Source organism: Sandaracinus amylolyticus (assembly GCF_021631985.1).
GTDB classification, from domain to species: Bacteria; Myxococcota_A; Polyangia; order Polyangiales; family Sandaracinaceae; genus Sandaracinus; species Sandaracinus amylolyticus_A.
In genome coordinates, this window is the sequence record NZ_CP070225.1 from 7,849,294 (window position 1) to 7,861,401 (window position 12,108).

At 73.7% G+C, this 12,108-nt stretch carries 11 protein-coding genes; 6 read left to right on the forward strand and 5 right to left on the reverse strand.

The window, feature by feature from the left end; all coding sequences use genetic code 11:
* Positions 1 to 46: 46 nt before the first annotated feature.
* From I5071_RS33120 to I5071_RS33130, 3 genes are all read left to right on the forward strand, one after another.
* On the forward strand, positions 47 to 2,047 hold the full coding sequence (locus I5071_RS33120; RefSeq protein WP_236517278.1) for a sigma-54-dependent transcriptional regulator: 2,001 nt from the start codon (positions 47 to 49) through the stop codon (positions 2,045 to 2,047).
* A 141-nt stretch (positions 2,048 to 2,188) separates the two neighbouring features.
* Positions 2,189 to 3,532, forward strand: coding sequence for a GGDEF and EAL domain-containing protein (locus I5071_RS33125; protein WP_236517279.1), 1,344 nt, complete (start codon positions 2,189 to 2,191; stop codon positions 3,530 to 3,532).
* Positions 3,529 to 4,167 (forward strand): ATP-binding protein, encoded by a 639-nt coding sequence (locus tag I5071_RS33130; protein WP_236517280.1) that lies wholly within the window; start codon positions 3,529 to 3,531, stop codon positions 4,165 to 4,167. The genes I5071_RS33125 and I5071_RS33130 overlap by 4 nt, the downstream gene beginning before the upstream one ends.
* Positions 4,168 to 4,174: 7 nt before the next feature.
* On the opposite strand, the gene I5071_RS33135 is transcribed toward I5071_RS33130, so the two are convergent.
* The gene (locus I5071_RS33135) at positions 4,175 to 4,735 is read right to left on the reverse strand and encodes a phosphoserine phosphatase (protein WP_236517281.1); all 561 of its coding nucleotides are present in this window, start codon (positions 4,733 to 4,735) and stop codon (positions 4,175 to 4,177) included.
* 14 nt (positions 4,736 to 4,749) lie between these two features.
* Here I5071_RS33135 and I5071_RS33140 point away from each other — a divergent pair, with 14 nt between their 5' ends.
* Positions 4,750 to 5,193 carry an ATP-binding protein gene (locus I5071_RS33140; protein WP_236517282.1) on the forward strand — a complete coding sequence of 148 codons (444 nt, stop codon included), beginning with the start codon at positions 4,750 to 4,752 and terminating at the stop codon, positions 5,191 to 5,193.
* A 137-nt stretch (positions 5,194 to 5,330) separates the two neighbouring features.
* Here the strand turns inward: I5071_RS33140 and I5071_RS33145 are convergent, their stop codons facing one another.
* The 3 genes from I5071_RS33145 to folK all read right to left on the reverse strand — a co-directional run bounded on the left by I5071_RS33145 (position 5,331) and on the right by folK (position 9,169).
* Positions 5,331 to 6,431: an AgmX/PglI C-terminal domain-containing protein gene (locus I5071_RS33145; protein WP_236517283.1), complete on the reverse strand. Its 1,101-nt coding sequence runs from the start codon at positions 6,429 to 6,431 to the stop codon at positions 5,331 to 5,333.
* A gap of 33 nt (positions 6,432 to 6,464) precedes the next feature.
* Positions 6,465 to 8,504 (reverse strand): TIGR02266 family protein, encoded by a 2,040-nt coding sequence (locus I5071_RS33150; protein WP_236517284.1) that lies wholly within the window; start codon positions 8,502 to 8,504, stop codon positions 6,465 to 6,467.
* An 86-nt stretch (positions 8,505 to 8,590) separates the two neighbouring features.
* Positions 8,591 to 9,169 carry a 2-amino-4-hydroxy-6-hydroxymethyldihydropteridine diphosphokinase gene (gene folK / locus I5071_RS33155; protein WP_236517285.1) on the reverse strand — a complete coding sequence of 193 codons (579 nt, stop codon included), beginning with the start codon at positions 9,167 to 9,169 and terminating at the stop codon, positions 8,591 to 8,593.
* 137 nt (positions 9,170 to 9,306) lie between these two features.
* Here folK and I5071_RS33160 point away from each other — a divergent pair, with 137 nt between their 5' ends.
* Entirely contained in the window at positions 9,307 to 9,750 is a 444-nt protein-coding gene (locus I5071_RS33160; protein ID WP_236517286.1) for an RNA recognition motif domain-containing protein, read from the forward strand.
* A gap of 133 nt (positions 9,751 to 9,883) precedes the next feature.
* Positions 9,884 to 11,119: an FAD-dependent oxidoreductase gene (locus tag I5071_RS33165; RefSeq protein ID WP_236517287.1), complete on the forward strand. Its 1,236-nt coding sequence runs from the start codon at positions 9,884 to 9,886 to the stop codon at positions 11,117 to 11,119.
* A gap of 120 nt (positions 11,120 to 11,239) precedes the next feature.
* Here the strand turns inward: I5071_RS33165 and I5071_RS33170 are convergent, their stop codons facing one another.
* The gene (locus tag I5071_RS33170) at positions 11,240 to 12,070 is read right to left on the reverse strand and encodes an HAD hydrolase family protein (RefSeq protein WP_236517288.1); all 831 of its coding nucleotides are present in this window, start codon (positions 12,068 to 12,070) and stop codon (positions 11,240 to 11,242) included.
* Positions 12,071 to 12,108: the final 38 nt, after the last annotated feature.

The window sequence follows — 12,108 nt, forward strand, 5'->3', positions numbered from 1 at the left end:
GATCCCGCGACATCCGGTGCACCGCGCCGCTGGTAGGATGCCCGCGATGGAGGAGTCCGCGAGCCGGCCGCGATCCGGCTCCCACACCGCGGTGAGCGCCGACGGCGCGCCGGGGCGAGTGCTGATCGTCGACGACGACACCCAGGTCGCCGAGACGTTGCGGCTCCTCCTCCAGCAGGACGCGCACGAGGTGTTCGTCGCGCACGACGCGATGACCGGCGCGCAGTGGGTCGACGAGCAGGGGATCGAGGTCGTCGTCAGCGACATCTACCTGCGCGGGCCGACCGGGCTCGAGCTGCTCTCGCGCCTGCGCGGCGCGGAGCGCGACGTCGAGGTGATCCTGATCTCGGGCGAGCCCTCGGTGGAGACCGCGCAGGAGGCGGTGCGGCACGGCGCGTTCGACTACCTCGTGAAGCCGGTCAGCGGGCGCGTGGTGCGGCGCACGGTCTCCGAGGCGCTGGCGCGCAAGCGCTCGCGCGATCGCGCGGGCAAGGATCTCGATCGCGAGCGGGCGCGCCTCGAGGCGTTCGAGCAAGCGGTCGAGCAGCGGGCCCACGAGCTCCGGGTCTCGCACGAGCGCTACCAGCAGCTGATCGAAGGGCTGCCGCTCGCGGTCTACGAGCTCGACTGCGCGACGATGCGCCTGACCTACGTCGGCGGTCGCCTGCTCGATCAGATCGGCGACGTGGCGCGCAACGACGCGGCCTGGATCGAGGCGGTCCACGAAGAGGATCGACTGCGGGTGAGCGAGTACCTCGCCGAGGTGATCCACGGCGAGCGCACGCGCTCTCCCGACGAGGTGCGGATCCTCGGGCGCGACGGGCAGGTGCACTGGGTGCGCGTGCTCGCGAACGAGGTGCAGCGCGAGCCGCTGCGCATCTCGGGCGTGATCGTCGACGTGACCGAGCAGAAGCTGATCGAGGAGGATCGGCGACGCCTCGAGCGCGAGCTCGCGGAGGCGAAGGCGAGCCTCGAGCGGGCGCTGATCGAGCAGCTCGATCTCGGCGTGGGGCCGCGCGCGGTGCGCATCGACGAGAGCGTCGACGACGCGCTCGCGGCGGACTTCGGGCGCTCGCCGGGGATGCTGCGGGTGGCCGACGAAGCGCGGCTCGCGGCGGAGCACGACGAGACGGTCCTGATCACCGGCGAGACCGGCACCGGCAAGGGCGTGCTCGCGGAGTGGATCCACGCCCACGGCGCGCGGCACCACGCGCCCTTCGTCGCGCTCAACTGCTCGGCGCTGCGCGGGGAGCTGCTCGACAGCGAGCTCTTCGGGCACGCGCGCGGCGCGTTCACGTCGGCGGTGCGCGATCGTCGCGGGCTGCTCGAAGAAGCGTCGGGCGGCACGCTCTTCCTCGACGAGATCGGAGAGATGAACCTCGAGACGCAGGCGCGCCTGCTCAAGGTGCTCGAGGACAAGTCGTTCCGGAGGCTCGGCGAGAGCGCCATGCGGCGCAGCGACTTCCGGCTCGTGTGCGCCACGAACCGCGATCTCGCGGACGAGGTCGCGCGCGGACGCTTCCGTTCCGACCTCTTCTTCCGCATCAACGTGCTCGCGATCCGGCTCCCCGCGCTGCGCGAGCGCACCGGGGATCTCGCGCCCCTCGCCCGGCGACTGCTCGCGAGCCTCGGCAGCCCGACCACCGAGCTGCCGCGCGCGACCGTCGAGCTGCTCGAGCGCTACGACTGGCCGGGCAACGTGCGCGAGCTGCGCAACGCGCTCATCCGCGCGCTGCTCCTCGCGCGCGGCGGGCCGCTGCTGCCCCGTCACTTCCCGGACTTCGGGGAGCGCGCGGCGGTGCGCGCCACGCCGCGCTCGGTCGCCCCGCCGCCGATGCCGCCGGCTGCGATCACGAGCGATCGTCCGGTGTTCGTCGGCGCGCCGGCACCGGTGCCGCCGAGCCCGGCGGAGCGCGAGGACGCGCAGATCCGCGAGCTGATGCGGCGCTTCGACGGCAACGTCGCGAAGGTCGCGCGCACGCTCGGCATGTCGCGGACGACGTTGTACCGGCGGCTCAAGCAGCTCGGGATCTCGACCGAGGACTGAGCTCGCCAGCTCTGCTCCGTCCGCGTCGGGACAGGAGTGTCCACGGTGGACAGCTTCGTCCGTGCGCGGACGCGTGGCGTTTCTCGGAATTCCTCGCCAACGACGGCTGGCGTCTCGTTTGCGAAGGGGGCCGCGCCCACGATGACAGTGCACGTTCCGAAGGGACAGCCCGAGGTGCCGGAAGGGTCGGCCCTCCGCTCGATCCCGCCCGCGCTCGCCCGCGTCGGGGTCGACCCGCTCACCGGTCTTCCCGGGCACCACGCGCTGCACGCGTGGCTGGAGCGCGCGATCGCGCGCTGCGAGGTGCGCGATCGGCCGGTGTCGGTCGTCGTGCTCGACCTCGACCGCTTCGGCGAGGTGAACCGGATCGTCGGCCACACCTCGGGCGACGACGTGATGCGCGAGATCGCGCGCGCGCTCGAGCACGCCGACGGCGATCTGCCCGCCGATGCCGGAGCGCCGATCATCGTGCGCTCGAGCGGCGACGAGTTCGCGGCGTTGCTCGCCGGGTGGTCGCGCGAGGAGGCCGTCGCGTGGGCCGATCGCAAGCGCGCGGCGATCGCATCGCTGCGCTTCCTCGCCGGTCACACCTGCTCCGCGTCGGCCGGCGTCGCGACGTACCCGGTGGACGCGCCCGATGCACGCGAGCTCGTGGTGAGCGCGCGCGCCGCGCTGCGCGTCGGCAAGCGCGAGGGACGGAACTGCACGCTCGCGTACCAGCCCGCGCACGACGGCGCGTGCGGCATCGCCGAGCGCGTGGTGCACGCGCTGCTCGAGCGCCGCGGGGCGCGCGCGCTGGCGTTCGTGCACCAGCCGATCGTGCGCGCGAGCGATCACGAGATCGTCGCGTGCGAGGCGCTGTGCCGGCCGCGCCTCGAGCGCTACGCGTCGCCCGCCGCGCTCTTCGCGGCGGCCGCGGCGTCCGACGTCGTCTGGGAGATCGGGCGCCTGGTGCGCAGCGTCGCGACCGAGCCGTTGCGCCGCGATCCCAGCCTCGTGCCGCTCTTCCTCAACCTGCACCCGCACGAGCTCGCGGATCCCACCCTCGTCGATCCCGAGGGCGAGCTGCGCGCGCTCGCGCCCCGCGTGGTGCTGGAGATCGGCGAGTGCGCGCGCCTGTCCAGCCTCGACGCAGCGCGCGCGACGATCGATCGCCTCCACACGCTCGGCTTCCGGGTCGCGCTCGACGATCTCGGCGCCGGCTACGCGACGCTGCGCTGGATGTCGGAGCTCGACCTCGACTACGTGAAGCTCGATCGCACGCTGATCGCCGACCTCGACGGCTCGGCGGCGCGCCGCACGCTGGTCCAGGCGCTGATCGAGTTCGCGCACCAGCGCGGGCAGATCGTCGTCGCCGAGGGCGTGGAGACCGAGGCCGAGCGCGACGCGCTGGCCGGCCTCGGGTGCGATCTCCTGCAGGGTTGGCTCTTCGGGCGGGGCACGAGCCAGGTGCCTCGCTTGCCGTCCGAAGGAGAGAAGCGATGAGCGCGGTCGCGCAGAGCGCGGTGCTCGCGATCCTCGAGCAGCACATCTCGCCGCTGCACGCGCGCGCGATGCTCGCGCGTGCGGTCGGGAGCGATGGCGCGATCGAGATCGGTCGGCTGCCCGAGCTGGTGGAGGCCCTCGAGCGCGGCGTTCGTCTCTTCGGAGGCGCGCGTCTCGAGGACACGATCAAGAGGCAGATCCTCGCCCTCGCGCCCAGCGAGGCGAGCGAGGTGCGCATCGAGATCGCCGAGGAGCGCGACGTGATCGAGGCGCGGCTCGCGGCGCGCCAGCTCTGTCAGACGCTGGGCACCCGCGCGCTGGTGATCCAGCGCGTGGCGACCGCGGTCAGCGAGCTCGCGCGCAACGTGAGCCTCTACGCAGGACGCGGGGTGGTGACGATGACGCCCCTGCGTGGCGGTGCGGCGCTGCGCATCGTGGTCGAGGACGAGGGACCGGGGATCGCGGACCTGAAGTCGGTGCTCGACGGGACGTACGTGAGCAGGACCGGGATGGGCAAGGGGCTGCTCGGCGTGAAGCGCCTGGTCGACGAATTCGACGTGAAGACCGGCCCGCGCGGCACGCGCGTCGAGGCGACGGTCGTGCTCGACCCGACGAGCGGAGGGATGGCGCGGTGAGCGAAGGTCAGAGGTCGATCACCGCGAGCGAGACGTCGTCGTGATCCTTGGCGTGGAGATCGAAGAGCTCGCGGCACGCCTGGGCCGCGTCGCGGCTGCGCGCGTCCGAGAGCGACATGCGGGTCGAGATGCCGTCGCTGGCGAGCACGATGCGAGCGCCCGGGGCGCGTGCGCTCACCACGGGACGCAGGCGCGGCATCCGCACGCCGACGACCCCGGGCGTCGGGACGAACGAGAGCGCGAGGCCCTCGCTGCGGAGCGCGACGTTGCCGACCCCGCACGCCTCGAGCTCGCTCGCGCGCAGCAGCACGGCGGTCATCGCCGCGCCACGGGTGCCGCGGAGCGCGGTGTGCGCGCGATCGAAGAGCGCGCGGAGCCCGAGCGAGAGATCCGCGCCCTCGAGCGAGGCGCGCAGGGCGCGAGCGACCTCCGCGGCGCGCTCGCCGTGACCGAGCGCGTCGATCACGGCGATCAGGATCGCGCTCTCGCTGCGCACGACGACGACGTCGTCGCCGCAGGCGGTCTCACCGGGGAAGGGACGAACGAGTTGCGCGAGTCCGCGGAGCACGGGCACCAGACTGCATGAGCGCGGCGTCGCCGAACAGGGCCGCGTTCACGATGCGGTGCACGAGCCAGGCGGACCGGCTCGCGTGCGGCGCGGAGGCGGGCGCCTTCGCGCGGCGGCACGGGCTGAGCACGCGCGCGTCGGGCGAGCTGGTGCTGTGCGTGACCGAGCTGCTCTCGAACGCGGTGCGCCACGGCGGCGGGGCCGGGCGGCTCGAGATGCAGGTGATCGACGAAGGCGTCGAGGTCGTGGTGCGCGACGAGGGCCCGGGGATCGCGTGCGTGGAGGACGCGATGCGCGACGGCTGGTCGCGAGGACGGCAGCGCGAGCCCGGCGAGGCGAAGCCGATGGGCGCGGGGCTGGGGATCGGGCTGGGCTCGGTGAAGCGGCTCGCCGACGTGATGGTGGTGGAGAGCGTGATCGGCGCGGGGACGTGCGTGCGAATCGTGAAGCGGCGGTGAGAGGAGCACTGCCGAGCAGGCGGCACGAGGGACGTGCACGTGCACGAGCACGAGCACGGTCTGGGTGGCCGTCGGTGGCGGCGGATCGCCTTCCGGGTGCGCCGGATCTCGTCGGCGCCGGTGGGTGAGCGGGCGCGCTACTGCGGCTCGAACACGAACGGGAACTGGTAGGTCACCCTGCCGCCCTCGGGCCCCGGGCGAAAGCGGAAGCCTCGGACCACGCGCACGATGCACTCGCCGATCGCCTCTCCGGGCGGGCCCGGGATCGTGCGCTCGACCACCCGCACGTTGGTCACGTCGCCGCTCTCCTCGATCGTCATCGAGATCTTCACGCGACCTTCGAGGTCGAGGCGCTCGCGCAGCTCGCGCTCGTAGCACGCACGGATCTGGGCCTGCCGCGTCTGGATCATACGGATGACGACCCGCACGTCGAAGTCGCCGTCGCCCTCCGCGACCTCTTCGCGGTCGAGGTCCTCGCATGACGTCGGGGGTGCGCGGCGAATCTGCGCGCGTGCGCTGCGCGTGCGCTCGTCGATGCGCACTTCGCGCGGCCGCACCGATGCGCTCTCGTCGCGCACCGTCGGGGTGCCCTCGATCCGGGTGCGCACGTCGAACGCCATGGGGTCGACCGCGTCGAGATCCGCGATCACCCGCACTCGGGCATCGCCGGTCGCGTGCACGAGCGCGAGGGGATCCTGATCGAGCGCGAGCGTCGCCTCGGCGCGCATGCCCTCGGCCACGGCGCGGGTGCGCGCGACGAGCGGCTGCTCGCGCTGCTCGACGAAGAGCTCGCTGTGGTTCGCCCGGGGATAGGGCGCGATCACGTGGCGGATGAAGCGCGCGGCGAAGAGATCGTCGTCGGCGCGATCGCAGAGGAGATCGGGATCGCGGCGCAACGTTCCGTCGGGCGCGAGCTGCAGCGCGACCACCGCACGCGCGATCTCTTCCGCGCCTTCTTGCTGCCGGGTGAGGGTCGCGGTCGCGTCGTAGGCACCGTCGGCGCGACGAGCGCCGATCCACAACACGACGCGGGTGTGCCGCACCCGCTGGAGCGCACCGTCGAGGCGCTCCTCGACGTCGTGGTCGATCGTGTAGACCGCGCCCGGCTGGATCGCGCCACTCGCAACCGCAGTCGCGCGGCGTGGGCGCGGCGCGACGGAACGGCTCGGCGCGCTGCCGCACGCGACGAGGGTCACGAGCGAGAGCGCGCCGAGGACGATGCGGAGAGAGCGGATCACGTGGGCCTCGCGACGGGCGCGAGGCCTAGCAGATCACCCGAACGGATTCTCGGGCGGCGCTTCGGCGGGCGGCTCCGCCGCCGGCGGCGGCTCGGGCGCGGGCTCGGGGCGCGACGGGGCCGGCTCGGGCGCCGGCTCCGGAGCCGCACCACCACCGCTCGACTCGCCGCCACCGGCCGCCGCCTCATCGCCACCTTCACCGCCGGTCGCCGCCGGCTCGCGGGGCGCGCGCGGGGTGCGCGGGGTCGTGGTCGGCGGCGGTGCCTCGGGGCGCTCGGTCAGCGTGAGCGAGACCGTCGCGACCATCTCGCCGTCGCGCTCGGTGAACGCGCCCGGCGCGACCGTCGTCGACGCGTCCTCGTAGCCGCTGCGCGTCGCGCTCACCGCGATCGGGGCAGTCGCGCGACCGACCGTCATCCGGCTCGGCGCGCCCGCGCCCGTCGTCGCGGTGCGCGCGCCCGCGCGGACCCGCGCGCCCGGCGGCGTCGTCGTCACCTCGATCACGTAGGGCATCGCCGCGAGCGTGATGCGCACCGGGCGCTGCGACGCGCTCGGCGTGACCTGCTGGGTGCCCTCGCGGAACCCCGCGAGCGTCGCGGTGATCGTCACCGCGGTGCCCACCGGCGCCTCGACCTCGACCGGCGAGACGCCGCGCTCCGCGCCGTCGACGCGCACGGTCGCGCCCGGCGGCGTGGTCTCGACCCGGAAGCGCGCGGGTGCGACCGCCGGCGCCGCGGGCTCACCCGCGCTCGCCGCCTGCACGCCGGGACCGCTGCCGGTCGTCGGCTCCGGGGTGCCCTCGACCGCCGCGAGCTCGGTGCCCGCCGCCGCTTCCGCTTCCGTACCTTCTTCTTCCGGCGCGCCTTCCTCGGCGCTCGGCGCCTCGGCGACCGGCTCGGTCGGCGTCGGCTCCTCGGGCGCCGGGGTCGGCGCGGCCGCGGTCTCGGGCGGGGTCTCGGGCGTCTCGTTCGACCCGCCCTGGGTCATGAAGAACGCGCCGACCGCCACCACCGCGACCACACCGATGATCGCCGGCAGCACGTACGACTTCGGCTCTTCCACCGGCGGCGGACGATCGGTCGAGATCGCCGCGGCCGCGACCGGACGCACGCTCTCGCTCTTCTTCGCCGCGGGCTTCACCTCGCCCGACGCCGGGCTCTTCTTCGCGGGCGCGGGATCCGACTTCTTCGTCGACGGCGCGATCTCGGTCTTCGCGGTGCCGAGCTCGGCCTTCGCCTTCGCCGCCGCGGCTTCCTTCTCCTTCGCCGCCTTCTCGGCCTTCTCGCGCTCGGCCTTCTCCTTCGCCGCCTTCTCCGCGGCCTCGGCCTTCTCGCGCTCGGCCTTCTCCTTCGCCGCCTTCTCGGCCTCGGCCTTGTCGCGCGCCTCGGCCTCGAGCCGCTCGCGCTCCGCGTCCTTCGCGCGCTGGGCCGCGCGCTCGCGCTCGATCTCCGCGGTGCGCTTGCGCGCCTCCTCGGCCTTGCGCTCCGCCTCGCGCGCCGACTCGCTGTCCCCGCCCGCCTCGGCCAGCGCGGACGCCAGGAATTCGCTGGCGTGACGCACCTGCGTGCGGTCCTCGGGGCGCGGCAGCTCGGCCTCGGTGGGGCCCGCCGTCGGGAAGAACGGCGCGCTCGACGACTTCGCCGCGGGGAGCGCGCTCGTCTTCTTCTCGTCGGCACCGACGTGGGCCGCGCCGCCGACCGCGCTCGCCTCCGCACCGACCTCGAACTGCCCGGGGGCCTCGCCGCGCTGCACGACGATCTTGTCGACCATCACGCGGCACTCGGGATCCATGCGGATGAACTTGATGCCCATGCCGCTCGGCGAGTCGCTCGAGTCGCTCGCCTCGCGCTTCCACACCACGCGACCGACGCCGTGGATCAGCGGGCTCTCGTCCTTGAGCTGGATCTCGAACTTGAGCAGCGTCCCGACCGGCATCGGGCTCTTGCTCTTGATGAAGACGCCGCCTCGGCTGATGTCCTTCGCGTACTGCTCGATGAACTCGTCGATGGTCGCGCTCTTGTAGCGGACCTTCAGCGACACGTCGGCGCGCTTGTCCTTGCGCGTGTCGGCCATCTGGGGCGTCCTCCGGAAGCGGGTGGAGCGGGTGGAGAGAGCGGGCAGAGCTTCCACACGAGCGGCGGAAGCCGCCCGGATGGTACCTAATGACGCTCCGGAACCACAATGCTTTGGGATCCTTGCGCGCGCGCAGGAGGACCCCCGAGCGCGCGTAGCGTCGTGCCCCAGCGCCCCTCCAGCTCGGGGACGACGTCGAGCAGCGGCGCGAGCGCGAACGTGCGCTCCAGCAGGTGCGGGTGCGGCACCGTGAGGCGCGGCGTGGTGATCGCGCGGGGCGCGAACGAGCGCGGATCACAGACGACGAGCACGTCGAGATCGAGGGTGCGCGCGCCCCATCGCTCGCGGCGCACCCGACCGTGCGCGGCCTCGACGGCGAGCAGCACGTCGAGCAGCGCCTCGGGCTCGAGCGTGGTCTCGACGCGCACCGCGGCGTTCAGGTAGGCCGGCTGCGGAGGCCCGACGGGCTCGGTCTCGTAGATCGGCGAGGCCGCGCGGACGGTGATCGAGGGCGTGCGCGCGAGCATGTCGACCGCGCTCTGCAGCGTCTTTTCGCGCTCTCCGAGGTTCGCACCGAGCCCGATCCCGACGACCCACATGCGCTCACCGATAGCACCACGGAGATTGCGGCGTTGGTGGCATCGTCCTATGTGTTCGGCGTTCACGTCGATCCGGGAAACGGGCTGAGCGTGGATACGAAGGGACCGCGCCTCTGCGGTCCGAGACGCGCCGCCCTGTTCGAGCCCACGGGTCGGGTAGCACCTCCACTGTGACTCTGGGCTCCGTCCGAGGATCGATCGACATGTCTCGTCTCTACGTGGGCAATCTCGCGTTCCACACCACCGAGGACTCGCTGCGCGACGCGTTCGCGCAGGTCGGAGAGGTGACCGACGTCCACCTCGTGCTCGACCGCATCACGGGCAACTCGCGCGGCTTCGCGTTCGTCACGATGGGCACGCCCGAGGGCGCGCGCGCGGCGATCGAGCAGCTCAACGGCATGAACCTCGACGGCCGCTCGCTGCGCGTCGACGAGGCGCAGGAGCGCGCGCCCCGCGCCGGTGGCGGCGGCGGTGGCGGCTTCGGCGGCGGTGGTGGCGGCGGCGGCCGCGGCGGCTTCGGCGGCGGCGGTGGCGGCCGTGGGGGCGGCGGCGGTGGCGGCGGCTGGGGCGGCGGCGGCGGCGACCGTGGTGGTCGTGGCGGCGGCGGCTTCGGCGGCGGCGGCCGTGGCGGCGGCCGCGGGCGCTGAGCGCATCGCGACCTGAAGAACGCGAGACGACGACGCGGGCCGATCGGAAGATCGGTCCGCGTTTTCTTTTCGGGCGCGTTCTTTTCGGACGCCAGGGAACCGGCGACGACGACGCGTGGTACATCCGCGCGCCGTGAGAGACGCGCTCGACATCGGGATCGTCGGCGCGGGCACCGCGGGCAGCGCGGCGGCGCTCCTGCTCGCGCGCGCCGGGCATCGCGTGACGGTCTACGAGCGCGTGCCCGCGCCGAGCGCGGTGGGCGCGGGGATCGTGCTGCAGCCGACCGGACAGTCGGTGCTCGCGCGTCTCGGGCTGCTGGGGCCGATCCTCGAGCGCGGGGCGCGCATCGATCGGCTGCGCTGCGAGACCGATCGCAGGCGCGTGGTGGTCGACATCTCGTACGCCGACGTCGACGCGCGGCTCTTCGGGATCGGGCTGCATCGCGGCGTGCTCTTCGAGGCGCTCTTCGACGCGGCGCGCGCCCAGGAGGGCGTGCGGGTCGAGCTCGGCATCGAGATCACGGGGTGCGAGCTCGAGCACGATCGACGCGTGCTCGTCGACACGCGCGGCGAGCGGCACGGGCCCTTCGATCTGATCGTCGTCGCCGACGGCGCGGGCTCGCGCATCACGTCGAGCGACGTCGAGCGGCGGGTCGCGCACTACGCGTGGGGCGCGCTGTGGTGCGTGCTGCCCGATCCCGAGCAGGTCTATCGCGGCGAGCTCTACCAGGTGGTGCGCGGCGCGCAGCGCATGCTCGGTCTGCTCCCGACCGGGCGCGGCCCGGGCGAGCGCGCCGAGAACGTGGTGAGCCTCTACTGGAGCGTGCGCGCCGACGCGGTCGAGCGCTGGCGCGAAGAGGGTCTCGCCGCGTGGAAGGACGAGATCGTACGTCTCGAGCCGCGCGCGGCGCGGGTGCTCGACGCGATCGACTCGCCCGAGCGCGTGCTCTTCGCGGCGTACCGCGACGTCGTGATGCCGCGCTGGCACGGCGCGCGGATGGTGTGGCTCGGCGACGCCGCACACGCGATGAGCCCGCAGCTCGGACAGGGCGCGAACCTCGCGCTCTGGGACGCGATGTCGCTCGCCGACGCGATCGAGGCGCACCCGACGCTCGATGGCGGACTGCGCGCGTACTCGCGCGTGCGCCGCCCGCACCTCGGCTTCTATCAGCTCGCGACGCGCTGGCTCACGCCGTTCTTCCAGAGCGACGCGGCCGCGCTCGGATGGATGCGCGACGCGCTGATGCCGCTCGGGCTCGCGATCCCCTACGTGCGCCGCCGCATGGTGCGCAGCATGGCGGGCATCGAGCGCGGCCTCGTGCGAGCCGCGCTCCCCGTCGGCGCGGTGATCCCGCGCCTGCCTCGCTAGCCCGGTGCCAGCGAACGAGAGCAAGCGGGGCTGGGGCCCCGCGCGCAGCGTTCGGGGTGGGGGGCCCCGATCCGGCTTTGCCGGTCGGGGGGAGGGGTCTTCCAAGACCCCTCCCGCGAACTACGCGCTCGCGTGGACGAGCTCGGCGGCGGTGCGGCGCCAGCGATCGATCGCCTCGGCGAGCGCACCTTCGCCGGCGCGCGCAACCAAGCGCTCGCAGCGTGCACCGAGCCGCTCGACGGGCACGTCGGGCAGACAGAACACGCGCGGGAGCTCGAGGATCGCGCTCGCGTCGACGTAGGGTCCGCGCACGCCGGTCACGTATGCGGCGCGCGTGCGACGCGTGCCCAGCCGTGCGGCGAGATCGCCGATCGCCCGTGCGCGCGAGCCACGACGCGACGACACCCGCAGCGCCGATCCTCCCGACGGCAGCGAGTACGTCGCGCGCGCGATGCGCGTCGGCGCGAGCTCGGTGAGCGCGTTCGCGCCCGCGTGCACACGCGCGGTGTCACCTGCTGCCACGAGCGCGCAGATCTCCGCGCGCAGCGCCGGCGCCGAGGTGTAGCCCTCGGAGGCGAAGCCGAGCGCGGTCTGCGCGAGCTCGTGCGCGCCCGGCGGACCGTGCGCGCCGTCCGCGGTGACCGCGAACACCTCGAGCTGCATCGCGCTCAGGATCTCCTGGGCACGCGCGGCGATCGACGCAGGCAGCGAGTGGCGACAGAGCAGATGCCCGTCCCGCGCACGCGCCAGCTGCGCGCCGTCACAGCCGATGATCCAGCCCTCGAGCCCGAGCGCGCGCATGCGCGCTCGAGCCGCAGCGGCTCGGCCCGACGACGTGAACCCGATCTCGCATCCCGTGGAACGAAGGCGCTCCAGCGCCATCCGATCGCGATCGCAGACGCGATCGTCGAACACGGTGTCGAGATCGACCACCAGTAGCGAGGACTCCACGGGCTCTCGGTGCTGCACGAGGTGGGCCCGACTCGGAC